Below are 25,344 nucleotides of genomic sequence, written 5' to 3'. Positions count from 1 at the left end.
AGCCGAAGGCACCGCGAAGCGGCGATTTACCGCCGGGAGCCCGGGTCGCCAGGGCGGTGGCGACTGAGCCGCCCTGGCACGTTCACAAGTCATGCCGTTACAGAGTAGCAAGGAACATAAAGTGAACGGAATGACCTCTACAGCCATATGTTCCCCCTCACCCCAGCCCTCTCCCTCAAGGGAGAGGGGGTCCTCCATGCAGGCATTATTTTATGGGGAACCCTCAGCCCACAGGGAGAGGGAACCGATCGAGCCCCTGAACTCGCTACACCTTACTCGCCATAATCTCAATAATCTGCCGGTCCGTTGCCTGCATTGAGCGGCACGCTAACGCGCACAGGTTCGAGATAGACTGCTCCACATCGTGCGCCACAATCCCTTCATTGCCCGTCACGGCAGACTCATCCAGCGCCATCATCACCGCTTTCCAGGCACTGCTGACGCTGGTTGAGACTTTCATCGCGCAGCTGTTGGATGCACCGTCGCAAATCATCCCGCTGACGTCACCGATCATACTGCTGATGGCCATCGCGATCGTTTGATAGTTTCCCCCCATCAGCCAGGCCATGCCGGCTGCCGCCCCCATCGCTGCCGTTGTCGCAGCGCACAGCGCCGACAGGCGCGGAAGCTGGGCGTGGATATAGATCGCCGAAAGATGGGACAGCATCAGCGCTCTGGCCAGCCGTTCCTCATCAGCCTGAACGTGCTCCGCCACAACCACTACCGGCATGGTGGCGGTGATCCCCTGATTGCCGGACCCTGAATTGCTCATTGCCGGAAGCGTAGCACCGCCCATTCGGGCGTCAGAGGCCGCGCTGGTGCGGATAACAATGTCCGAGCCAACATCCTTCGCCATCCATCCGCGCGTACGCTGCTTATTCAGCGTCGCGCCAATATGCAGCCCCCATTTTCCGCTCAGCCCTTCACGAGAAAGGGCATCGTTAAGCTGCCCCGCCTGCAGAATAAAGCGGATCGCCTCACACGGAACCTGCTCCACGAACGTGAGGATCGCCGACAGCGTGGTGTGAGAGAACACCTCCAGCGGATCGTCACCCGCCTCTCCCGGCTGTTCATCACGGGTGAAGCGTGTTTCGCCCTCACAGACCACCTCCACCACGCGAGTATGCCCGCCTGCGATGGTCACCATGGCCGAGGCCTCTCCGGCATAAACACAGGCGCGCGAATAGAGGATTTCCTCGCACGGCACCTGCAGTTTCACCTGGACCTGACCCGCATTGAGCAGGGCTTTGGCGCGTTCCAGCGCATCGGCTGACGCCCCTTTTAGCACCTCCAGCCCGGCGCGGGCATTCCCGCCCGTCGCTCCCAGCGCCGCCGCAATGGGTAGCCCGACCATGCCGGTGCCGGGTACCGTTACGCCAAGCCCATTTTTCATCAGATTGGGCGATACCCATGCTTCAATGCGCGTTACCTCACCGGGCAGGTGCTCAGCGGCTATCGCACAGGCCAGCGCCAGAGAGATAGGTTCAGTGCACCCCAACGCAGGTTTAACCTCTTCCTGCACCGCGCGAATAAAATGATTCCATAAAGGGTTAGTTTGCTCAGACATCGTTACGACCTTAATTGCTCCTCAGGAGAATGCGAGGAAAGGAGAAACACAAAGCAGCAGCCCGGTAATGATGATAATCACCAGTGATACGCCTTTATATTTATGCAGGGCGGGTACCTTGTAGACCAGCCATGCAGGGATCAGGCAGCCCACCATGCCGAAGATGGGGCTGCAAATGGAGGTGAAGCTCAACACCGGCGCGTTTAACACAATCGCGCTCCAGGCCAGCAGGATGGCGAACAGCATAATCCCGCGCTGCACGGTGTTTTCATTGATTTTCTCTGCCGACATTTTGCGACGCAGGATGTTCATCACGATGCCCTGCGTGGCCTCGCGAAAGCCAAGATAGACGCCGAAGAAGGCCGTCATAACAGCAAAGATATTGAGGATCACGCTGACGATTTTGACCCAGCCCGCACCCTCTCCGCTGATAAACTGCGCCGCAATCGCCAGGGCAGAGATGTTCTGCTCATAGGCTTTTACCGCTTCATCGTGCCCCATCGCCAGCGTGAAGGAGACGGCGTAGAAGAATACCGTCACAAACAGCACGCCAAAGGCGATATTCATGGCGCGCAGCGCTTTATGACGCGCCACCTCAACGGACTTTTCCCGTGAACGGTAGGAGATCACCATCGGGCTTAAGGTCTGAATAAACAGAATGGAGGTTAAGGTAAAGGGAAGCGTAATGATGGCATTTTTAATCAGCAGCCCCATCGGCGGCAGCATGCCTACGTTGGCTAAATGCCAGAGGCCAATCATCGACAAGCCCAGCGCGGCAACCACAAATAGCTTGGTCAACACCATCAGGCTGGAGACTTTAAACAGCAGCTTTTCACCGCGGGAAGAGATGGCCACCAGAATACAGATCAGCACTAACCCGTAGAACGGGTTTTCTGAGAGTAGCCCGTCGGTAACGCCAAAGGTCTGCAAATAAGAGGCGCTGTCGTTGGTAATGGCGGTGGAATAGACAAACATCCAGATGACCAGCATCACAAAATAGAGTGCGCCTAATAAGATGCCCCAGTTTTTCCCGAGATATCCGCTAATGACGCTCGGATAATCTTTGCATTCCGGTGATTCCGCCAGCGTATTAATAAACAGGCGCTGGAATAAATACATCGCCGGATATCCAATCACGGACGAGAGCAAAAAGACCCACAGCCCCATTAATCCGACCTGCACCGGGAGAAAAACAATCCCCGCGCCGATGGCCATCCCGATACTCATGATGACCCAGCCCGTATCGGTACTGTCGAACTTGATCGCCTCGCGCCATTCGCTCTCACGCATTCCCGCCCGCCTAGCCGCGGGGGAATCATTCACAATCACACTGCTGTTTGTAGCCGTATCCATAAGGCACTCGCTTTTTTGTAGGGTAACTGATTAATTTTTATAGGTTTCCGTTCGCCAGCGATGGCGAGTCAGAGAGTGCAGGTGCTTGTTGTTAGTGTGAGAAAATCATAGCCGGAGAGAGGGAGAAAAAAGTCACAAAATAAATAGGGCTTTTCTAATGCTGGAGGAAGATTTGCTTTTGAAATACTCAATAAGGTGGATATTTTCTAAACGTGATGGCATTCACGAAATTAAAAGCCTCCCCAAAGGGGAGGCCCAGCCTTAGCCTGGATTACATCGCCTGCGTAAACGTCCTTGAAATCACATCCTGCTGCTGCTCGCGCGTCAGGGCATTAAACCGCACCGCATACCCCGAAACGCGGATCGTCAGGTTCGGGTAATTTTCCGGGTGCTCAATGGCATCCAGCAGCATTTCCCGGTTCATGACGTTGACGTTCAGATGCTGCCCGCCCTCGATGGCTGTTTCATGGTGGAAGTACCCGTCCAGCAGCCCCACAAGGTTGGTTTTGCGTACCAGCTCGTCCTTGCCCAGCGCCTGCGGCACGATGGAGAAAGTGTAAGAGATCCCATCCTTGGCGTAGGTGAACGGCAACTTGGCAACCGAGGTTAACGACGCCACTGCCCCTTTTCTGTCACGTCCGTGCATTGGGTTGGCACCCGGCGCAAACGGCGTGCCGCCCCGGCGTCCGTCTGGCGTGTTGCCGGTCTTCTGGCCGTACACCACGTTCGAGGTGATGGTCAGGATCGACTGGGTCGGCACCGCGTTACGATAGGTTGGTAACGCCTGAATCTTCTTCATAAAGCGCTCCACCAGGTCACAGGCGATGCTGTCCACGCGATCGTCGTTGTTACCGTACTGCGGATAAACCCCTTCAATGACAAAATCGACCGCCAGACCGGTATGGTCGCGCACCGGTTTCACCGTCGCATATTTAATGGCCGACAGGGAATCGGCGGCCACCGACAGTCCGGCGATACCGCAGGCCATGGTGCGGTAGACGTCCCGATCGTGCAGCGCCATCAGCGAGGCTTCGTAGCTGTACTTATCATGCATGTAGTGAATGAGATTCAGCGCGCTGATGTACTGTACCGCCAGCCAGTCCATAAAGTGATCCAGGCTCGCCATCACGGTGTCGTAGTCCAGCACCTCGTCCAGCAGCGGCGCGGTTTTCGGCCCGACCTGGATCTTCAGCTTCTCATCCACCCCGCCGTTGATCGCATACAGCAGCGTTTTGGCGAGGTTGGCGCGGGCACCAAAGAACTGCATCTGCTTGCCGATCACCATCGGGCTGACGCAGCAGGCAATGGCGTAGTCGTCGCTGTTGAAGTCGGCACGCATCAGATCGTCGTTCTCATACTGCAGCGACGAGGTGACAATCGAGACCTGCGCGGCGTATTTCTTGAACGCGATCGGCAGTTGTTCAGACCACAGGATCGTCAGGTTTGGCTCTGGCGCAGGCCCCATGGTGTGCAGCGTGTGCAGGTAGCGGAAGCTGTTTTTGGTCACCAGCGTGCGGCCGTCCAGCCCCATCCCGCCGATCACCTCTGTCGCCCAAATCGGATCGCCAGAGAAGAGCGTGTCGAACTCCGGCGTACGCAGGAAACGCACCATGCGGATCTTCATGATGAAGTGGTCGATCAGCTCCTGGGCCTGTACCTCGCTAAGGCGTCCGGCCTGCATATCGCGTTCAATGTAGATATCGAGGAATGACGCGGTACGCCCCAGCGACATCGCCCCACCGTTCTGGGATTTCACTGCGGCCAGGTAGGCAAAGTACAGCCACTGCACCGCTTCCTGCGCGTTCATCGCCGGACGCGAGATATCAAAGCCGTAGTTCGCCGCCATCTGCTGGATCTGCAGCAGCGCACGCTTATGCTCCGCCAGCTCTTCGCGCAGGCGGATCGTCGCCTCCAGATCCTCGCCGCGTTCCAGTCTCGGCTGCAGATCCGCGAACTGCAGTTCACGCTCACGCACCAGATAGCTGATGCCGTACAGCGCCACGCGGCGGTAGTCGCCGATGATGCGCCCGCGTCCGTAGCCGTCCGGCAGCCCGGTCAGTACGCCCGATTTACGGCAACGCATCATCTCCGGCGAGTAGACGTCAAACACGCCCTGGTTATGGGTTTTACGCAGGTCGGTAAACAGGTATTCGAACTGCGGATCCATCTCGCGGCCGTAGGCTTCGAACGAGCTGCGGATCATGTTGATCCCACCATACGGATGCAGGGCGCGCTTGAGCGGCTTATCGGTTTGCAGGCCGACGATGGTCTCCAGCTCCCGGTCGATATAGCCCGGTCCGTGAGCGGTAATGGTGGTGGCGATGTTGGTATCGAAATCCACCGGGGCGTGGGTGGCATTTTCCTGGCGAATCCCCACCATCACCTTTTGCCACAGCGCCGTCGTTGCTGGCGTCGCCTGCGCGAGGAAAGTTTCGTCGCCTTCATAAGGGGTGTAGTTATGCTGAATAAAATCGCGCACGTTAACGGCGTCTTTCCATTCTTCACCGCGAAACCCGGCCCATGCGTCGCTGTAGGGCGCAACGCGCGTATCAATCGTTACTTTCATGAGATTCTCGCTCTGTCAGGCGTAAGCCGCAGCCGGGGTAACCTTCCCAAGACGGAGGGCGTCCAGCGCGATCATTTTTTCTTCATTGGTAGGGATCACCGCACACGCCACGCGGGACGTATCGGCGCTGATGATGCGTTCACCCGCGCTGCCAGGCAGGGCGTTGCGGGTCTCGTCGAGGATGAGGCCAAAGACCTTGAGATGTTCTGCTACCAGCCTGCGGATGAGCGTAGAGTTCTCGCCAATCCCTCCGGTAAACACCACCCCGTCCAGGCGATGCAGCGACGCCGCGTGTCCGGCGATATGCCGTGCAATGCGGTGCACAAAGGTGTTTATCGCCAGCTGCGCCCGCGGATTTCCCTCGCGCCAGGCTTTTTCCAGCGTCCTGAGATCGGCGGAAATTCCGGAGATCCCCAGCAAGCCAGATTCTTTGTTAACCACACGCTCCAGATCCTCGAACGACTGGCCGGTTTGCTGGGCAATCCACGCCATCGCGCCAAAATCCACGTCGCCACAGCGCGTGCCCATCATCAGCCCTTCCAGCGGCGTCATCCCCATCGAGGTATCGACGCTTTTGCCATTACGAACCGCGCAAATCGACGCGCCATTACCCAGGTGGGCAATCACTAACCCGCTGTCGTCCGGCGAAAGCCCGAGAAGCGCATGCGCCTGCCCGGCAACGTAGCGGTGGGAAGTACCGTGAAAACCGTAGCGCCGCACGCCCAGCTCCTCAAAATAGCGGTACGGCAACCCGTAAAGATACGCCTGCGGCGGCAGCGTCTGATGGAAACTGGTGTCAAACACCGCCACCTGCTGAACGTTCGGGAACAGGCGTTCCGCCGCTTCCACACCGCTTAAGTTGGCGTAGTTGTGCAGTGGTGCCAGAGAAGAAACCTGGCGGATCTCATTGATAACCTGCTCCGTGATAAGGGTCGACTCGCTGAAGCGTTCACCGCCGTGGGCAATGCGGTGGCCAATTAAGGCCACGCTGCTCATCAGGTCACGCTTCTCCAGCTCCAGGGCGATGGCAGCCAGCGCCCCTTCGTAGTCATGGTGAGCCAGTGTGGCTGGCTCACTCCCGTTCACGGAAATAAAGGCTTTTTCAGTGTTGATACCGTCGGCAATGCCCGTCATCAGGGCATAGCAGCTGCTGGCATCGAGCACTGAAAACTTAACAGAGGACGAACCGCAGTTAATAACCAGTACAACCGGAAACTCAATCATGGTGTGACTCCGCTCTTCCTGAGCATTGATTTAGAACAGTTTGTAAACGATGTTCAGAATGGTCAGCAGACCGACAACGGTGACGAAGATGTTCTCGGGTCTGCCCTTATACTTCGCCATTGCCGGGGCTTTGCGGATGGCATACATCGGCAACAGACACAGCAGAGAAGCGATGATGGGTGCTCCCATGGCCTCAATAAGGTCCAGAATGTTCGGGTTGGCATACGCGACAACCCAGGTGGAGCCCATGATGAAGACCATGCTGATGGTGTTCAGTTTGCCCACCGAGACTTTCTTCTTATCGCCCTTGTACCCGAACTTCAGGATCAGGCCGTTCAGCCCTTCCAGCGTGCCCAGATAGTGGCCGAAGAAAGATTTGAAGATTGCGACCAGCGCGATGATAGAGGCGCCGTATTCCAGCACCGTCGCAAACGTCGATTTGGTGCCTGACATCGACGCAAAATGGTTCGCCAGATAAGAGAGCACCGGAATGTTCTGCGCTTTGGCATCAGCCATGTTTTGCGGAGAGAGCGTAAACAGGCAGCTAAAGGCGAAGAACATCACCACGGCGACCATCAGCAGGCTGGCGCGGCCGATGATTCTGGAACATTTCTGCTCGGTGAATTCTTTACCGAACTCCGGTTCGTACTCTTCGCGCTTGGAGACCACAAACGAGGAGACAATCGGCGAGAAGTTAAAGGAGAAGACCATGATGGAGATCCCCAGCCACACCGTCACCAGTATGCCGTCATGGCCGGTGAAGGCGATATCGCTCAGGTTAACCTGGTCGATCACCGCCGAGTTCCAGTAAGGGATCAGCGACAGGGAAATCAGCACCAGACTGGCGATAAACGGGAATACCAGATAGCTCATGACCTTCACCATCAGGTCTTTACCGAACCAGATCACAAAGGCCATCAGCAGCAGCAGGAACAGCGCCACCACGCCGCGGTTTAGCGCCGGCATCTGGAGCTGGTTTTCCCAGAAGGTCATAAAGGTGTTGGTAATGGTGACGCCGTAAATCCACAGCAGCGGGCAAATGGCGAAGAAGTAGAGGAACGTGATGACCACTCCGCCTGTTTTACCAAAATGCTCCTCCACCGTTTCGGTGATATTGCCGGAAACGTTGCTACCGGACAGGCACAGACGCGCCAGCGCGCGGTGGCAGTAGAACGCAATCGGGAACGCGAGAAGCAGCATCAGCAGGATAGGGATCAAGCCGCCGAAACCTGCACGTATAGGGAAGAACAGCACGCCTGCGCCAATGGCGGTACCAAACAATCCCAGCGTCCAGGTGGTGTCTGACTTACGCCAGGAGGACGTTTTTGTCTGGCCAACGATAATGCTTTCAGTGTTGCTCATAGGTCATCCTTATGCGTCAACGAAGCCGGTAATTTGGGAAACACGAGAGAGATCGATATTGCCGCCGGAAATAATGCAGACGGTTTTGCGCCCCTGAATATAATGGTCGAGCTTGCCGCTCAATAACGCCGCGCAGGCCAGCGCCCCCGCCCCTTCGGTCACCACTTTGTTTCGCTGAATTAACGCAATCATGCTGTTACGAATATCGTCTTCGCTGACCAGCACAATGTCGTCGACTAATTCACGAACAATTTCGAAGGTTAATTTACCCGGACGAGAAACGTCGCAGCCGTCTGCTAATGTGCCGGTAACCCGATGGTTAATAATTTCACCCGCCTGATACGACGCCGCCATGCCGTGAACGTTTTCAGACTGTACGCCGATAATATTAATGGTCGGGTTAATCGATTTTATTGCCGTTGCGATGCCAGCAATTAACCCGCCACCGCCGATGGGCACAATGACGTTATCCACATCGTATAAATCTTCGAGAATTTCGAGGCCGATCGTGCCCTGGCCGGCGATCACTTTCGGGTCATCGTAAGGCGGGATAAAAATACGCCCTTCCATCTCAACGATTTCGCTCACTTTGGCGATCGTGTCGTTGAAGTTCTCGCCGTGCAGCACCACTTCCGCCGAGTAGTCACGCGTGGCGGCAACTTTGGATTTTGGCGCGCCCATCGGCATCACCACTTTGCCGTCGATGCCGAGCATGGCACAGGAAAGGGAGACGCCCTGCGCATGGTTTCCCGCAGAGCAGGCCACAACCCCTTTACGTCTTTCAGCATCGGTCAGCGAGCTTAATTTATTGAACGCGCCGCGAATTTTGAAGGAGCCGGTACGCTGCATATTTTCAAACTTCAGAAAGATTTCACCCTTACAGCGTTCGCTGAGATAATTCGAGCGCGGCATGCCGGTTTTATATATCTTTCCTGCCAGTCGTTTTCTGGCGTCCTGAATATCTTCAATGGTTACCGGGAGATCGTAGGTAATATGCATAATATCCTCGTTATAATAATTCATTCTTTTCGGGCAAAGTCAGGGTATCAGAGCACAGCTAAAATAAGCTCTGGGGTGTTTTTCAAAAAATAGGCAGTACTTATTTGGAAATTAATTATTCATCGTCGTCGTTCACTGGTCAGTGACGCATATTGTTTCGCCAGCTCAACTAACACTGACGCTGATTTTTTAATTCTGTAATTTTTTGACCACACGGCGGCATAGCGTGCTACCGGTAATTCATCTTCCACTGGTAGCACTATAAACTGCTCTGAACCGAACGGCGCAATCATGTCGCGGGGGATCACCGTCAGGTAGTCGGCATTGAGGACAAGGTTATAAATGGTGACGACGGAATCGGTCTGGACGATGTTTTCAATACTGATGTGGTTGTCTTGCAGGGTGGTCAGAAGTTCTTTGTAGTAGCCCATGTCGGTTTGCGGCATTACCCACTGCTCATGGGTGAGCGATGCCAGTGTCGTCGGGGCGGTGCACGTTCGTGATTTGCTGGCCACCAGCACAAATTCAGACTCGAACAGCGGCTCGACATGCAGATCCTGCAGCAGCATTTCATCACTCAGCGTGCCGATGGCAAAGTCCAGCCGCCCGTCACGAATGGCGGGAAGGAAAGAAGAGAGCTGTGCTTCATACATGGAGACCCGCGCTTTCGGGAATACTTCCTTGAATTTTTTGATCATTTCAGAGAGGAACGTGAAGCCAATCAGCGACGGATAACCAAACGAGACGTCCATGACGGTGCTGAAACTGAGGCTGTTAATCTCGCTCACCATGTTTTTCATCTCACGGGTGATCGACTCTGAGTACGAGAGCAGAACCTGGCCCGCCGCCGTCAGTTTTACGCCCGTGTTTTTACGCACCATCACTTCCACACCGAAGTAAGATTCGATGTCACTGATAATTTTGCTGACGGCGGGTTGCGTCAGACCCAGTTGTCTTGCTGCAGAACCTATGGAGCCACTTTTAATGACTTCCTGAAATACCACGAGGTGCTGTGTTTTCGGTAGAATAATAGTGTTCATAATATTCTGCGCTTATTTCCCTATGACGGGGTGGATTCTACTCAATATTGTTTCAGGGGGTATGTGCTGTTACTCACAATTTGCCTTTCCGCACCCTTACCAGGAACTACCCAACCCCATTAAAAACCTTTTAAATCAATAAAATACAACCAATAAAATACGCGATTACGCTGATATTGATCAACAAAAATGGCGGTAATAAATTTATTTTATGGCGATAACCCGGATAAATTTTGCTGCGTTTAAAAAATCAATAAAGACTATCTTTCAGGCAATTAAAGAACAATAAATAACCATTATTCATGTGAAACATTCTTTCAGTTTTTTGAAATTTACGGGCGTAATTTGACAGAGATTCGGGAAAGAGTGGAATACGTCACACATTCTTAGGGTGAATGTTTTTAATTTCAAAATATGCATATCAAATAAGAAAACATTCGGGATCATCAAGTTAACATTCATAACAAATTAATCATACTCAGAATTCAGGATTTTTTAGCGGTAAATTTTGTGATAACGATCGGGATTAGACAGCAGAGCGGCAATGAATGGAGAAAACAGTGAAATGTGCTTAATGTCGCAAATATGAGAATTGGTGTCGTTTGGGAGGTTGCCGGGTGGCGCTGCGCTTAACCTGCGTACATACCCATTAAGCAAAAACCCCGCCGAAGCGGGGTTCTCTAAGAAGTTGAAGCTGACCGATAAGCCGCGTTCTTTCATAGAAAGCGGAGTGGACAGTCATTCATCTCTTTTAGCGCAGATAGCAAAAACCCCGCCGAAGCGGGGTTTTCTAAGAAGTTGAAGCTGACCGATAAGCCGGGTTCTGTCGTGGACAGTCATTCATCTAGGCCAGCAATCGCTCACTGGCTCAAGCAGCCTACCCGGGTTCAGTACGGGCCGTACCATGTGAACCCCTATTTGGCCTTGCTCCGGGTGGAGTTTACCGTGCCACGGACTGTTACCAGCCGCGCGGTGCGCTCTTACCGCACCCTTTCACCCTTACCTGATCCCACTTGCGTGGGCCATCGGCGGTTTGCTCTCTGTTGCACTGGTCGTGGGTTTCCCCCCCAGGCGTTACCTGGCACCCTGCCCTATGGAGCCCGGACTTTCCTCCCCTCCGCCCGTCTCCACCCGAAGGTGGACGACGACGAAGCGGCGACTGTCTGGTCAGCTTCGGCGCGCAGTATAGTGGGTTTGCACGCCGCTGTCACCCTTGGTTGTAGGGAAGCCGAAATTAACGGGAGACTTCCACCTTCGCCAGTTTTTCGTAGTAGCACGCAATGGCACTGTGGTCAGCGCTGCCCAGGCCATCGGCACGTAGCGCCTGCATCATCTCCATGACGGCGGCGGTCAGCGGCAGTTGGGCCCCTACGCCGTGTGAAGTGTCCAGCGCGTTAGCCAGATCTTTAATGTGCAGGTCGATACGGAAACCGGGTTTGAAGTTACGATCCATCACCATCGGCGCTTTAGCGTCCAGCACCGTGCTACCCGCCAGCCCACCGCGGATCGCCTGGTAAACCAGGTCCGGGTTGACGCCCGCTTTGGTGGCCAGAGTGAGCGCCTCCGACATGGCGGCAATATTCAGCGCCACAATCACCTGGTTTGCCAGCTTGGTTACGTTACCCGCGCCAATCTCCCCGGTGTGCACCACGGAACCGGCCATCGCTTTCATCAGATCGTAGTATTTGTCGAAAATCGCCTTATCGCCGCCGACCATGACCGACAACGTGCCGTCGATGGCTTTCGGTTCACCGCCGCTCACCGGGGCATCGAGCATCTCGACGCCTTTCGCTTTCAGCGCCTCGCTGATTTCCCGACTGGCTAGCGGTGCGATGGAGCTCATGTCGATCAACACCAGGCCCGGCTTCGCGCCGTCGATAATGCCGTTCTCACCCAGCGCGACCTCTTTTACATGTGGAGAGTTTGGCAGCATGGTGATAATGACATCGCACTGCTCTGCAATGGCTTTGGCTGTGGTGGCGGTTTCTGCGCCAGCCGCCATCACTTCGGCCACGGCCTGCGAATTATGGTCTGAAACCACCAGGGAGTATCCTGCTTTGATGAGGTTTTTACTCATTGGTTTGCCCATAATGCCGAGGCCAATAAAACCCACTTTCAGCGTCATAATCTGTTTTCCTCAAGATGGTTATTTTTTAAAAGCGTCCGCTAATTTCTGCGTCGCAGAACGGAATACGCCGAGGTCGCTGCCGACGGCAACGAAGGTCGCGCCCCACTCCAGATATCGGCGTGCGTCTGCTTCAACCGGCGCCAGAATGCCACACGGTTTGCCGTGCGCTTTGGCGCGGGCAAAGATGTGCTGAATGGCGCGCTGCACATCCGGGTGACCCGCATTGCCCAGGTGCCCAAACGCGGCCGCCAGATCGCTTGGGCCGACGAAAATGCCGTCCACGCCCTCGGTGGCGGCGATGGCATCCACGTTATCGACACCCTGCTGACTCTCAATCTGTACCAGAATGGTGATGTTGCTGTTGGACTGCGCAAAGTAGTCCGGTACGGTGCCAAACATGTTGGCGCGATGCGAAACGGAGACGCCGCGGATCCCTTCCGGCGGATAGCGTGTTGACGCCACGGCCTGTGCCGCCTCCTCCTGCGTTTCGACAAACGGGATCAGGAAGTTGTAGAAGCCGATATCCAGCAGGCGCTTGATGATCACCGGCTCGTTCGTGGGGACGCGGACCACCGGCGCGCTCTGGCTGCCTTTGAGCGCCATCAGCTGCGGAATAAAGGTGCTGATATCGTTCGGCGCATGCTCGCCATCAAGCACCAGCCAGTCGAACCCCGCCAGACCCAGCACTTCGGTGCTGATTGGGTTTGCCAGTGCGGACCAGCATCCAATCTGAATCTGGTGCGCCGCAAGCGCCGCTTTAAATTTATTTGGGAAGATAGCGTTATTCATCGTATTTACCTTTTTAATTCCGCAGCCCTGGTCAGTATATTTATTACCAGCGTTATATTTATTCTCTATTTCGGCGTGATAAAATCGTCATTCAGTATAATCGCCACTTTCCGGCAGCACATTGTTTTAATGCTCAAGTGTTACGCTCTGTTTCAATAATATTTTGAGCATATGCACAAACCATTGGGCGCTGATGCACAGAATCAGCCATTACTGGTTCGGGAGCGATCGCGATCACATTCTCACGTTCTGTCTCCTGACATGCTCTATTTTCGCAAGCTGCGTTTTTATTTTTGCCATAAGAAAATTGGCTGTATTTATTATCAGATTCTTTGCTGGAGAATATTGAACAATGGCCGACATTGAAATTCGACAAGCGTTGCCGACGGCGTTCTATATAAAAGTTCACGACACGGATAATGTGGCAATTATTGTGAACGACAATGGCTTAAAAGCCGGAACCCGCTTCCCGGATGGCCTGGAGCTGATTGAACATATTCCGCAGGGGCATAAAGTGGCGCTGGTGGATATCCCGGCCCAGGGTGAAATCGTGCGTTATGGTGAAGTCATTGGCTATGCCGTCCGTGCCATTCCGCAAGGCAGCTGGATTGATGAGTCTCTGGTTGAGCTGCCAGAAGCCCCACCGTTGAACACCCTGCCGCTGGCGACCCGCGTCCCGGAGCCGCTGCCACCGCTGGAAGGGTACACCTTTGAAGGCTATCGCAACGCAGACGGCAGCGTTGGAACCAAGAATCTGCTCGGCATTACCACCAGCGTTCACTGTGTGGCAGGCGTGGTGGATTATGTGGTGAAACTCATCGAGCGCGATCTGCTGCCAAAGTACCCGAACGTTGATGGCGTGGTGGGGCTGAATCACCTTTACGGCTGCGGCGTGGCGATCAATGCCCCTGCGGCCGTGGTGCCAATCCGAACTATCCACAATATCGCCCTGAACCCGAACTTTGGTGGCGAAGTGATGGTGATAGGCCTGGGTTGTGAAAAGCTACAGCCTGAGCGCCTGCTGCAGGGCACCGAGGATGTAAAAGCCATTCCGGCCGATGAGGCCAGCATTGTACGTCTGCAGGACGAACACCACATTGGTTTCCGTTCGATGGTTGACGATATCCTTGAGGTTGCAGAGCGTCATCTGGCTAAACTCAATACGCGTCAACGTGAGACCTGCCCGGCTTCCGAGCTGGTGATTGGTACACAATGTGGCGGCAGCGATGCGTTTTCCGGCGTGACCGCCAACCCGGCGGTGGGTTATGCCTCCGACCTGTTTGTTCGCTGCGGGGCCACGGTGATGTTCTCTGAAGTGACAGAAGTGCGAGATGCCATTCATCTGCTCACGCCGCGTGCCATCAACGAAGAGGTGGGCAAACGCCTGCTCGAAGAGATGGCCTGGTACGATAACTACCTCAATATGGGAAAAACCGACCGCAGCGCCAACCCCTCTCCGGGGAACAAAAAAGGGGGCCTGGCGAACGTGGTGGAAAAAGCGCTCGGCTCTATCGCCAAATCCGGTCAAAGTGCCATTGTAGAAGTCCTCTCGCCGGGCCAGCGCCCAACGAAACGCGGCCTGATCTACGCGGCAACCCCGGCCAGTGACTTTGTTTGCGGCACCCAGCAGGTGGCTTCCGGTATTACGGTGCAGGTCTTTACCACCGGACGCGGTACGCCGTACGGCCTGATGGCGGTGCCTGTTATTAAAATGGCCACCCGCACTGAGCTGGCTAACCGCTGGTATGACTTAATGGACATTAATGCAGGCACCATCGCCACCGGGGAAGAGAGCATAGAAGAGGTAGGCTGGAAGCTGTTCCACTTTATTCTGGATGTGGCGAGCGGCAGGAAGAAAACCTTCTCGGACCAGTGGGGGCTGCACAATCAGCTGGCGGTGTTTAACCCGGCACCGGTGACGTGATAGCCCCTCACCCTGCCCTCTCCACAGTGGAGAGGGTAAAAACCGCACCGAGCAGTCCCCTCTCCCCTGTGGGGAGAGGGTTAGGGTGAGGGGAGAAACTACCCTTTCACCAACACCACGTCGATCCCGCTTTTACGCAACCCATCCAGGCTCTCCGCCGGAATGCCTTCGTCGACAATAATCATATCAATCCGTTGTGTATCAATGATTTTATGCAGGCTCGAGCGGTTAAATTTGCTGGAGTCGGTCACGACAATAATACGCTCTGCCACTTCGCACATCCGGCGGTTGAGGCGCGCCTCGTCTTCGTTGTGCGTGCTCACACCGCGATCAAGATCGATGGCGTCAACGCCCAGGAACAAAAGATCGAAGTGATAATTCTGCAATGACTGCTCCGCCTGGTCGCCATAGAAGGATTGCGACTGACGGCGCAGATGCCCGCCTGTCATCAGCAGTTCCACTCCTTCCGCTTCCAGCAAAGCGTTCGCGACGTTCATGCCATTGGTCATGGCAATCACATCCGTGTGCTGGCGCAGCATTCGGGCAATTTCAAACGTTGTTGTACCCGAATCCAGAATGATGCGATGCCCTGGCTTTACCAGTTCTGCGGCAACCTTCGCGATGCTGCGCTTCACGGCAGTATTCAGCGAGCTTTTATCTTCAACGGAGGGTTCAACGCCCGGCACATTGCCTTCGCAAATCAACGCGCCGCCATAGGCACGAACGGCGATACCTTGCTTCTCCAGAAAAGCCAGATCGTTGCGGATCGTTACCGTCGACACGCCGTATAAATGGGAAAGATCGTTAACCTGTACGCTTCCCTGCGCCCGCAACCGCTGAATGATCTGCTCTCGCCTTTCACTGGTGCCGGTGATGCGCTTTTCCGCGGAGGAATCAGTGCTGCTCATACGCGATCCTTTATAAATAAACTTTCGTTTCATTTCGTTTTGCCTATTAAGGCCTTTCTTTTAGGGGAATGCAAGCCCCATATGCCGTTCTTACCCTCCCCTTACCGACGCTGAAACCTTTCATTGCGTTTCTTTTGTGAAACAGATCGGAAAACTATTATCTTTCGTTTTATTTTTATACCACCATAATGCAGTATCAAATGAAACAAAACGAAAGATGAATACCATCACCATCCGAAATGGAGAGGAAAGTGAAACATCTGACTGATATGGTGGAACAACATAAACGGGGGAATACAAACGGGATTTATGCCGTCTGTTCCGCACATCCATTAGTACTTGAAGCTGCAATTCGTTACGCCCATTCGCAACAAACGCCGCTGCTGATTGAAGCCACCTCAAACCAGGTCGATCAGTTTGGCGGTTACACCGGCATGACGCCCGCCGACTTTTACGGGTTCGTCCGCAAACTGGCGGAATCTCTTGGCTTCCCCGCGTCACAGCTGATCCTCGGCGGCGACCACTTAGGGCCAAACCGCTGGCAACACCTGCCCGCGCAGGAAGCGATGGCCAATGCTGACGATCTTATTAAAAGCTATGTCGCAGCCGGGTTCAAAAAGATCCACCTCGACTGCAGTATGTCCTGCGAGGATGATCCGGTTCCTTTGACCGACGCGATCGTCGCCGAACGCGCGGCACGTCTGGCGAAAGTCGCCGAACAGACCTGCCGTGAACAGTCTGGTGAATCCGATCTGGTCTATGTCATTGGCACTGAAGTCCCTGTGCCGGGTGGCGCACACGAAACGCTTACCGAGCTTGAAGTCACCACGCCGGACGCGGCTCGCGCGACGCTTGAGGCGCATCGTCATGCGTTCGAAAAGGAAGGGTTAGGTGACATCTGGCCACGCATTATTGGCCTGGTGGTTCAGCCTGGCGTGGAGTTCGACCATGCGCACGTCTGTGACTACCAGCCGCAAAAAGCCCATGCCCTGAGCACCATGGTTGAAGCCTACGATACGCTGGTTTTTGAAGCGCACTCTACCGACTACCAGACGCCACAGGCGCTTCGCCAGCTGGTAAAGGATCACTTCGCCATTTTAAAAGTCGGCCCGGCCCTTACCTTCGCTCTGCGTGAGGCACTCTTTGCGCTGGCTGCCATAGAAGAAGAGCTGCTGCCAGCGAAAGCCAGCTCGGGCCTGCGTCACGTGCTGGAAACCGTGATGCTCGATCGGCCGGAATACTGGCAAAGCCACTACCATGGCGACAGCAACGCACGCCGCCTGGCGCGTGGCTACAGCTACTCTGACCGCGTACGCTACTACTGGCCGGACAGCCAGATTGACGATGCCTTTGAACATTTGGTGCGTAACCTGGCGGACGAACCGCTACCGTTGCCGCTGATTAGCCAGTATTTGCCGTTGCAGTACAGCAAAGTTCGCGAGGGGGCTCTCAAGTCAACGCCGCGAGAACTCATCATCAACCACATTCAGGACATACTTCAGCAGTACCACGCCGCCTGCGAAGGCGTAACGACTCAGCATGCATAATTAAAAAGAGGAAAAAGCTATGCCAAACATTGTCTTATGCCGAATTGATGAACGTCTGATCCACGGTCAGGTGGGCGTGCAATGGGTGGGGTTCGCGGGGGCGAACCTGGTACTGGTCGCGAATGACGAGGTGGCAGAGGATCCGGTTCAACAGAACCTGATGGAAATGGTGCTCGCGGAGGGGATCGCCGTGCGTTTCTGGTCATTGCAAAAAGTGATCGACAACATTCATCGCGCCGCTGATCGCCAGAAAATTCTGCTGGTCTGTAAATCTCCCGCTGATTTTCTGAAGCTGGTTGAGGGGGGCGTGCCCATCACCCGTATCAACGTAGGAAACATGCACTACGCCAGTGGCAAACAACAAATTGCCAAAACGGTATCTGTAGACGCGGACGACATAGCCGCCTTCAACGGCCTGAAAGCGGCCGGGGTGGAATGCTTCGTTCAGGGCGTTCCAACAGAGACTGCTTTGGATCTCTTTAAACTGCTTTGAGGGATTCACAATGGAAATCAGTCTGTTGCAGGCTTTCGCGCTGGGGCTTCTCGCCTTTATCGCGGGTCTGGATATGTTTAATGGCTTAACACACATGCACCGTCCGGTCGTACTCGGGCCGCTGGTTGGCCTGATCCTTGGCGATCTGCACACCGGGATTTTAACCGGCGGGACGTTAGAGCTGGTCTGGATGGGTCTGGCACCGCTCGCGGGCGCACAGCCGCCAAACGTCATTATCGGCACCATCGTCGGGACCACGTTTGCCATCACCACAGGCGTGAAACCGGATGTCGCCGTCGGGGTCGCCGTGCCGTTTGCCGTCGCGGTACAGATGGGAATTACTTTCCTCTTCTCGGTAATGTCCGGCGTGATGTCCCGCTGCGATCGCATGGCGGCTAATGCAGATACCAACGGCATTGAACGGGTTAACTATCTGGCTCTGCTGGCACTTGGCCTCTTCTATTTCTTGTGCGCATTTCTGCCCATTTACTTTGGTGCGGAGCACGCGAAAACCGCCATTGATGTGCTGCCGGAGCGCCTGATTGATGGCCTTGGCGTCGCGGGCGGCATCATGCCTGCCATTGGCTTTGCCGTGCTGCTCAAAATCATGATGAAAAACGTCTACATCCCCTACTTCATTATCGGTTTTGTCGCTGCGGCCTGGCTCAAGCTTCCGGTTCTGGCGATTGCCGCTGCCGCGCTGGCCATGGCTTTGATAGACCTGATGCGTAAATCACCTGAACCGGTGGCACCTGCAGCCCAGAAAGAGGAATTCGAAGATGGCATCTAATCACACAACATTACCGGGCGTGTCTGAAAGCGAAGAGACGCTGCTGACCGGCGTCAATGAAAACGTCTACGAAGACCAGAGCATCGGTGCCGAACTGACCAAAAAGGACATCAACCGCGTCGCCTGGCGTTCTATGCTGCTGCAGGCCTCATTCAACTATGAACGTATGCAGGCCTCCGGCTGGCTTTATGGGTTACTGCCTGCGTTGAAAAAGATCCATACCAACAAGCGCGATCTGGCACGCGCCATGAAAGGTCACATGGGGTTCTTTAATACCCACCCGTTCCTGGTGACCTTTGTTATTGGCATTATTCTGGCGATGGAACGCTCCAAACAGGATGTAAACAGTATTCAGAGCACCAAAATTGCCGTCGGTGCCCCGCTTGGCGGCATTGGTGACGCCATGTTCTGGCTGACCCTGTTGCCTATCTGCGGCGGTATTGGTGCCAGCCTGGCGCTGCAAGGTTCGATTCTGGGTGCGGTGGTGTTTATCGTGCTGTTTAACGTGGTGCATCTCGGCCTGCGTTTTGGCCTGGCGCATTACGCTTACCGGATGGGCGTCGCAGCCATTCCGTTGATCAAAGCCAATACTAAAAAGGTCGGCCATGCGGCTTCCATCGTCGGGATGACGGTAATCGGTGCGCTGGTGGCAACCTATGTTCGTCTCAATACCACACTCGAAATCAAAGCCGGGGATGCGGTCGTTAAACTGCAGGCTGACGTTATCGATAAGCTAATGCCTGCGTTTCTGCCGCTGGTCTACACCCTGACCATGTTCTGGTTAGTGCGTCGTGGCTGGAGCCCGCTGCGGCTGATTGGTATCACCGTGGTGCTGGGTGTTGTCGGTAAATTCTGTCACTTCCTGTAAAAACAAAGAGGTTGCGATGTTAGGCATTATTTTGACGGGTCACGGTGGATTTGCCAGCGGGCTTGAGCAGGCTATGAAGCAAATCCTCGGCGAGCAGCCGCAGTTTATCGCCATCGATTTTCCGGAAACCTCCACCACCGCGCGGCTGACCGCGCAGCTTGAGCAGGCGGTGAGCGAGCTCGATGCCCGGCACGATATTGTGTTCCTTACCGATCTGCTGGGCGGGACGCCGTTTCGCGTTGCTTCTACGCTCGCTATGAAAAGACCGGGCAGCGAAGTGATCACCGGCACCAACCTGCAATTGCTGCTGGAGATGGTGCTCGAACGTGAGGGTCTGAGCAGCGAAGCGTTTCGTCGGCAGGCGCTGGAGTGTGGTCACCGCGGTCTGACGAGCCTGGTAGATGAGCTTGGCCGCTGTCGCGAGGAAGCGCCCGCTGAGGAAGGGATATGAGTCAGCTACTGCGCGCGCGGCGGGTACTGACCGAACAGGGCTGGCTGGATGACCACCAGCTTCGTATCGAGAACGGCGTTATCACGGCGATTGAACCTGTCCCGGCGGGGGTTAACGCCCGCGATGCCGGGCAGCTTTGTCCGGCGTACATCGATATTCACGTTCATGGTGGCATGGGTGTGGATGTGATGGATGACGCCCCCGATGCGCTGAACGTTTTGGCTCTTCATAAAGCACGTGAAGGCGTCGGGGCATTTTTGCCCACAACGGTCACCGCGCCGCTGGAGGCGATTCACGGCGCACTCACGCGGATCGCCCGACGCTGTCAGTCAGGCGGCCCTGGCGCGCAGATTCTGGGCAGCTATCTGGAGGGCCCGTACTTTACGCCGCAGAACAAAGGGGCGCATCCGCCTGCACTGTTTCGTGAACTGGATATCGCCGAGCTGGACGCGTTGATTGCGGTATCGCACAACACACTGAAGGTGGTGGCACTGGCACCGGAAAAGCCCGGCGCGCTACAGGCCATTCGCCACCTGAAGCAGCGGGGTATCCGTGTGATGCTGGGCCACAGTGGCGCCACGTACGAGCAAACCCTCGCCGCCTTTGACGCCGGTGCAGACGGACTGGTGCACTGCTTTAACGGTATGACGGGGCTGCATCACAGAGCGCCGGGTATGGTCGGTGCCGGGCTGACGGACAAACGGGCGTGGCTGGAGCTTATTGCCGACGGTCATCATGTTCATCCGGGCGCCATGCGTATATGCAGCTGCTGTGCGAAGGACCGCGTGGTGCTGATTACCGATGCCATGCAGGCGGCAGGTATGCCGGACGGGCGGTATATGCTCTGTGGCGAAGAGGTCACAATGCACCACGGCGTAGTGAAAACCGCCTCCGGCGGGCTGGCGGGAAGCACGCTGTCGCTGGATGCCGCCGTCAGGCATATGGTGGAACATGCGGGTGTGACAGCAGAAGAGGCTATTCATATGGCTTCGCTGCATCCTGCCCGCCTGCTGGGCATTGATCATCAGCTTGGCTCCTTAGCGCCAAGGAAACGCGCCAATATTATTGCGCTGGATGACGGTTTACACCTTCAGCAGATCTGGATTCAGGGCCAGGCTCTCCCCCTTTAGCCCTTTTATTGTGTCTCCTTTTGGCTTTACGGCGCCAAACCGTAAGGCCTTTCTTTTCCTTTCCTTAAGTTTACCCTTTCCTTTCGCGATCACACTTTTCGTTTTATTTCTTTTCTTTCATTGAACTTTCGATTTCTTTTCTATAGATTTTATTTAACTGCTTAAGTGAACAAGTGAAACGAAACGAAAGATAGCGACACATTTGCCAGCGTCTGATGTGGAATTCACACGACTAAGGACTGAGTTATGCCACAGATCACTCCCACCGCCACCACCGGCACCTGGACCGAAGAAGAGATTCGCCAGCAGCCTGCCAGCTGGATCCGCTCGCTCCACAACATCGATAATTTGCGCTCCTCAATTGACAGTTTCCTGACGCCACTGCTGCGTAAGCACGATCTGCGGATCGTACTGACCGGCGCGGGCACGTCCGCGTTTATAGGCGATATCATTGCGCCATGGCTTGCGGGCCACACCGGGAAAAACATCTGCGCCGTTCCGACAACCGATCTGGTCACAAACCCGATGGATTACTTCAGCCCTGCACATCCGCTGCTGCTGATCTCTTTTGCCCGTTCCGGTAACAGCCCTGAGAGCGTCGCCGCCGTTGAGCTGGCCAATCAGTTCGTGCCGGAGTGCTACCACCTGTCGATCACCTGTAACGAGGCGGGAAACCTGTATCAGAGCGCTATCGACAGTGATAACGCCTGTGCCCTGCTGATGCCTGCCGAAACGCACGATCGCGGTTTCGCGATGACCAGCAGTATCACCACCATGATGGCAAGCTGCCTGGCCGTATTCGCGCCAGAGACGATCAACAGCAACACCTTCCGCGACGTGGCCGATCGCTGTCAGGCGATCCTCACCTCACTTGGTGATTTCCGCCATGGCGTATTTGGTAACGAGCCCTGGAAACGGATCGTCTACCTGGGAAGCGGTGGCCTGCAGGGGGCGGCGCGGGAATCGGCGCTGAAGGTACTGGAACTGACCGCGGGCAAGCTGGCGGCATTCTACGATTCCCCAACGGGGTTCCGTCACGGGCCTAAGTCGCTGGTAGATAACGAAACGCTGGTGGTGGTGTTTATCTCCAGCCATCCGTATACGCGTCAGTACGATCTGGATCTTCTGGCCGAATTGCGTCGCGATCGCCAGGCCCTGCGCGTTGTCGCCATCGCCGCTGAAAACGATCCGGTGATTGAAGCGGGCCCGCACATCCTGCTGCCGCCTTCACGCCCGTTTATTGATATGGAACAGGCGTTCTGCTTCCTGATGTACGCCCAGGTCTTTGCGCTGTCCCAGTCCCTCAGCGTGGGCAATACACCCGATACGCCATCCGCCAGCGGCACGGTCAACCGCGTGGTACAGGGCGTTGTTATTCACCCGTGGCAGGCTTAAGAGGATCACATCATGAGCATTATCTCAACGAAATATCTTCTGCAGGACGCACAGGCAAAAGGCTACGCCGTACCGGCGTTTAACATCCACAACGCAGAGACGATCCAGGCGATCCTCGAAGTGTGTAGCGAGATGCGATCGCCGGTGATCCTCGCAGGCACGCCGGGCACGTTCAAACATATTGCCCTGGAAGAGATCTACGCCCTGTGCAGCGCATATTCATTAACTTACGACATGCCGCTGGCGCTGCATCTCGATCATCACGAATCCCTCGACGATATTCGTCGCAAGGTTAACGCTGGCGTGCGTAGCGCGATGATCGACGGCAGCCACTATCCGTTTGAACAAAACGTGAAGCTGGTGAAATCGGTAGTCGATTTCTGCCACCTCAACGACTGTAGCGTCGAGGCTGAACTGGGCCGTCTGGGCGGCGTGGAAGATGACATGAGCGTCGACGCGGAGAGTGCATTTCTCACCGACCCGCAGGAAGCGAAACGCTTTGTCGAACTGACCGGCGTGGATAGCCTCGCCGTCGCCATCGGCACCGCACATGGCCTGTATACCAAACGCCCTAAAATTGACTTTCAGCGCCTGGCCGAGATCCGCGAAGTGGTCACCGTGCCGCTGGTGCTGCATGGCGCGAGCGATGTGCCAGATGAGGATGTACGTCGCACCATCGCGCTGGGTGTGTGCAAAGTCAACGTGGCGACCGAGCTGAAAATCGCCTTCTCTGACGCAGTGAAAGCCTGGTTTGCTGAAAACCCGCAGGGTAACGATCCGCGTTTTTATATGCGGGTCGGAATGGATGCCATGAAAGAGGTGGTCAGGAGCAAAATTACCGTGTGTGGCTCGGCAAACCGCTTGCTGCTTCCGACAGAAGCCTGATGAAAAAGGATCTTACCCTGATGAAAAAAATCCTCACCCTATCCATGCTTGCCCTGTGTGTTTCCCATAGCTCGATAGCAGCGAATTACACCCTTAATAACCACAACATTGCCCTGTCATTTGATGACGCGAACTCGACGGTCGTGGTGAAGGACACCAGGGCTAATCATCCGCTGACGCCGCAGGAGCTGTTCTTTCTGACGCTGCCGGACGAGACTAAAATTCACACGGCGGATTTTAAGGTCAAACATGTCGAAAAACAGGACAGTGGAATTGTCGTCGACTTCACCCATCCTGACTTTAACGTGACGGTGAAGTTGAACCTGGTGAAGGGCAAATACGCCAGCATCGACTACACCATCGCCGCCGTCGGGCAGCCACGGGATGTGGCGAAAATCACCTTCTTCCCGACCAAAAAGCAAGCTCAGGCACCTTACGTAGATGGGGCAATTAACAGCTCGCCGATTATCGCAGACTCGTTCTTTATCCTGCCGGATAAACCCATCGTTAACACGTACGCCTATGAAGCGACGACCAACCTCAATGTGGAGCTGAAAACCCCCATTCAGCCGGCAACACCGGTCAGCTACACCACCTACTTCGGTACCTTCCCGGAGACCAGCCAACTGCGCCGTAGCGTAAACCAGTTTATCGATGCCGTGCGTCCGCGTCCGTATAAACCTTACTTACACTACAACAGCTGGATGGATATCGGCTTCTTTACACCGTACTCCGAGCAGGATGTGCTGGGGCGGATGGACGAATGGAACAAGGAATTTATTGCCGGGCGGGGTGTCGCGTTGGATGCTTTCCTGCTTGACGATGGCTGGGATGACCTTACCGGGCGATGGCTGTTCGGCCCGGCTTTCAGCAAAGGTTTTGGCAAGGTACGGGAGAAAGCAGACAGCCTGCACAGCTCTGTTGGCCTGTGGCTCTCGCCATGGGGCGGATATAACAAACCGCGCGATACGCGCGTCTCGCATGCAAAAGAGTACGGTTTCGAAACGGTAGACGGGAAGCTGGCGCTGTCAGGCCCGAATTATTTTAAAAATTTTAATGAGCAGATCGTTAAGCTTATCAAAAACGAGCACATTACCTCGTTCAAGCTCGACGGGATGGGTAATGCCAATTCGCATATTAAGGGCAGCCCGTTCGCCTCGGATTTTGACGCCTCTATTGCACTGCTGCATAACATGCGCAGCGCCAATCCGAATCTGTTTATTAACCTGACGACCGGTACCAATGCCAGCCCATCCTGGCTGTTCTACGCCGATTCCATCTGGCGTCAGGGAGACGACATCAACCTGTACGGCCCCGGCACACCGGTGCAGCAGTGGATGACCTATCGCGATGCGGAGACGTATCGCTCTATTGTGCGTAAAGGTCCGCTATTCCCGCTGAACTCCCTGATGTATCACGGGATCGTCAGCGCGGAGAATGCGTATTACGGTCTGGAGAAGGTGCAAACGGACAGCGATTTTGCTGACCAGGTCTGGAGCTACTTCGCCACCGGCACCCAGTTGCAGGAGCTGTATATCACCCCTTCAATGCTCAACAAGGCGAAGTGGGATACCCTGGCGCAGGCTGCCAAATGGTCCCGGGATAACGCCAGTGTGCTGGTGGATACCCACTGGATTGGCGGAGACCCAACGGCGCTTGAGATCTACGGCTGGGCGTCGTGGAATAAAGACAAAGCCATTTTTGGATTACGAAACCCGTCGGATAAGCCGCAAAGCTATTATCTGGATTTGACGAAAGATTTCGAAATCCCGACCGGAGATGCGACGCCGTTTAGCCTGAAAGCGGTCTATGGCAGTAACGCCACGATACCGGCAGAGTATAAAAACGCGGTGGTGATTACCCTCAAACCGCTGGAAACGCTGGTATTTGAGGCGATGCCTGTTCACTAATCGTAGGCCGGGTAA

General features: G+C 55.2%; 20 protein-coding genes and 1 other RNA gene. 10 read left to right on the top strand and 11 right to left on the bottom strand.

Annotation, left to right across the window (positions count from 1 at the left end; genetic code table 11):
• Positions 1 to 265: 265 nt before the first annotated feature.
• From EQV24_RS12670 to garL, 10 genes are all read right to left on the bottom strand, one after another.
• Positions 266 to 1,567, bottom strand: coding sequence for a serine dehydratase subunit alpha family protein (locus EQV24_RS12670; protein ID WP_013098874.1), 1,302 nt, complete (start codon positions 1,565 to 1,567; stop codon positions 266 to 268).
• Positions 1,568 to 1,588: 21 nt separating this feature from the next.
• On the bottom strand, positions 1,589 to 2,920 hold the full coding sequence (locus tag EQV24_RS12665; RefSeq protein WP_058651406.1) for an amino acid permease: 1,332 nt from the start codon (positions 2,918 to 2,920) through the stop codon (positions 1,589 to 1,591).
• Between the two features lie 271 nt (positions 2,921 to 3,191).
• On the bottom strand, positions 3,192 to 5,486 hold the full coding sequence (gene pflB, locus EQV24_RS12660) for a formate C-acetyltransferase (protein ID WP_058651407.1): 2,295 nt from the start codon (positions 5,484 to 5,486) through the stop codon (positions 3,192 to 3,194).
• Between the two features lie 15 nt (positions 5,487 to 5,501).
• On the bottom strand, positions 5,502 to 6,710 hold the full coding sequence (tdcD, locus tag EQV24_RS12655; RefSeq protein ID WP_058651408.1) for a propionate kinase: 1,209 nt from the start codon (positions 6,708 to 6,710) through the stop codon (positions 5,502 to 5,504).
• Between the two features lie 30 nt (positions 6,711 to 6,740).
• Entirely contained in the window at positions 6,741 to 8,072 is a 1,332-nt protein-coding gene (gene tdcC / locus EQV24_RS12650; RefSeq protein WP_040021964.1) for a threonine/serine transporter TdcC, read from the bottom strand.
• Positions 8,073 to 8,081: 9 nt separating this feature from the next.
• Positions 8,082 to 9,071 (bottom strand): bifunctional threonine ammonia-lyase/L-serine ammonia-lyase TdcB, encoded by a 990-nt coding sequence (gene tdcB / locus EQV24_RS12645; protein WP_038983796.1) that lies wholly within the window; start codon positions 9,069 to 9,071, stop codon positions 8,082 to 8,084.
• 119 nt (positions 9,072 to 9,190) lie between these two features.
• The gene (tdcA, locus tag EQV24_RS12640; protein ID WP_129253335.1) at positions 9,191 to 10,111 is read right to left on the bottom strand and encodes a transcriptional regulator TdcA; all 921 of its coding nucleotides are present in this window, start codon (positions 10,109 to 10,111) and stop codon (positions 9,191 to 9,193) included.
• 796 nt (positions 10,112 to 10,907) lie between these two features.
• An RNA gene (rnpB, locus tag EQV24_RS12635) (RNase P RNA component class A) lies at positions 10,908 to 11,286 on the bottom strand.
• A 59-nt stretch (positions 11,287 to 11,345) separates the two neighbouring features.
• Positions 11,346 to 12,236, bottom strand: a complete 891-nt coding sequence (gene garR / locus EQV24_RS12630; protein ID WP_130626648.1) for a 2-hydroxy-3-oxopropionate reductase — start codon at positions 12,234 to 12,236, stop codon at positions 11,346 to 11,348.
• Positions 12,237 to 12,257: 21 nt separating this feature from the next.
• Positions 12,258 to 13,028, bottom strand: coding sequence for a 2-dehydro-3-deoxyglucarate aldolase (gene garL, locus EQV24_RS12625; RefSeq protein WP_013098883.1), 771 nt, complete (start codon positions 13,026 to 13,028; stop codon positions 12,258 to 12,260).
• Positions 13,029 to 13,380: 352 nt separating this feature from the next.
• On the opposite strand from garL, the gene garD reads away from it, so the two are divergent.
• Positions 13,381 to 14,952 carry a galactarate dehydratase gene (garD, locus tag EQV24_RS12620; protein WP_100168358.1) on the top strand — a complete coding sequence of 524 codons (1,572 nt, stop codon included), beginning with the start codon at positions 13,381 to 13,383 and terminating at the stop codon, positions 14,950 to 14,952.
• A 98-nt stretch (positions 14,953 to 15,050) separates the two neighbouring features.
• Here the strand turns inward: garD and EQV24_RS12615 are convergent, their stop codons facing one another.
• Positions 15,051 to 15,860, bottom strand: coding sequence for a DeoR family transcriptional regulator (locus tag EQV24_RS12615; RefSeq protein ID WP_013098886.1), 810 nt, complete (start codon positions 15,858 to 15,860; stop codon positions 15,051 to 15,053).
• 239 nt (positions 15,861 to 16,099) lie between these two features.
• On the opposite strand from EQV24_RS12615, the gene kbaZ reads away from it, so the two are divergent.
• The 9 genes from kbaZ (at position 16,100) to EQV24_RS12570 (ending at position 25,329) form a co-directional block, all read left to right on the top strand.
• On the top strand, positions 16,100 to 17,407 hold the full coding sequence (gene kbaZ / locus EQV24_RS12610; RefSeq protein ID WP_130626647.1) for a tagatose-bisphosphate aldolase subunit KbaZ: 1,308 nt from the start codon (positions 16,100 to 16,102) through the stop codon (positions 17,405 to 17,407).
• Between the two features lie 19 nt (positions 17,408 to 17,426).
• The gene (agaV, locus tag EQV24_RS12605; RefSeq protein ID WP_013098888.1) at positions 17,427 to 17,900 is read left to right on the top strand and encodes a PTS N-acetylgalactosamine transporter subunit IIB; all 474 of its coding nucleotides are present in this window, start codon (positions 17,427 to 17,429) and stop codon (positions 17,898 to 17,900) included.
• A 10-nt stretch (positions 17,901 to 17,910) separates the two neighbouring features.
• Positions 17,911 to 18,690, top strand: a complete 780-nt coding sequence (gene agaW / locus EQV24_RS12600; RefSeq protein WP_013098889.1) for a PTS N-acetylgalactosamine transporter subunit IIC — start codon at positions 17,911 to 17,913, stop codon at positions 18,688 to 18,690.
• Positions 18,680 to 19,558 (top strand): PTS N-acetylgalactosamine transporter subunit IID, encoded by an 879-nt coding sequence (gene agaE / locus EQV24_RS12595; protein WP_013098890.1) that lies wholly within the window; start codon positions 18,680 to 18,682, stop codon positions 19,556 to 19,558. The genes agaW and agaE overlap by 11 nt, the downstream gene beginning before the upstream one ends.
• A gap of 16 nt (positions 19,559 to 19,574) precedes the next feature.
• The gene (gene agaF / locus EQV24_RS12590) at positions 19,575 to 20,009 is read left to right on the top strand and encodes a PTS galactosamine/N-acetylgalactosamine transporter subunit IIA (RefSeq protein WP_013098891.1); all 435 of its coding nucleotides are present in this window, start codon (positions 19,575 to 19,577) and stop codon (positions 20,007 to 20,009) included.
• Positions 20,006 to 21,139, top strand: coding sequence for an N-acetylglucosamine-6-phosphate deacetylase (gene nagA / locus EQV24_RS12585; RefSeq protein WP_013098892.1), 1,134 nt, complete (start codon positions 20,006 to 20,008; stop codon positions 21,137 to 21,139). The genes agaF and nagA overlap by 4 nt, the downstream gene beginning before the upstream one ends.
• Positions 21,140 to 21,385: 246 nt before the next feature.
• Entirely contained in the window at positions 21,386 to 22,534 is a 1,149-nt protein-coding gene (locus EQV24_RS12580) for an SIS domain-containing protein (RefSeq protein ID WP_013098893.1), read from the top strand.
• Between the two features lie 12 nt (positions 22,535 to 22,546).
• Positions 22,547 to 23,419 (top strand): tagatose-bisphosphate aldolase subunit KbaY, encoded by an 873-nt coding sequence (kbaY, locus tag EQV24_RS12575; RefSeq protein ID WP_029883379.1) that lies wholly within the window; start codon positions 22,547 to 22,549, stop codon positions 23,417 to 23,419.
• A gap of 20 nt (positions 23,420 to 23,439) precedes the next feature.
• Positions 23,440 to 25,329, top strand: a complete 1,890-nt coding sequence (locus tag EQV24_RS12570; protein WP_129253381.1) for an enterotoxin — start codon at positions 23,440 to 23,442, stop codon at positions 25,327 to 25,329.
• Positions 25,330 to 25,344 lie beyond the last annotated feature (15 nt).

It is taken from the genome of Enterobacter sp. A8 (assembly GCF_004296595.1).
Classification (GTDB): Bacteria; Pseudomonadota; Gammaproteobacteria; order Enterobacterales; family Enterobacteriaceae; genus Enterobacter; species Enterobacter cloacae.
Note: the sequence above shows the minus strand (reverse complement) of the source record. Positions and strands in the feature narration are given on the sequence as shown.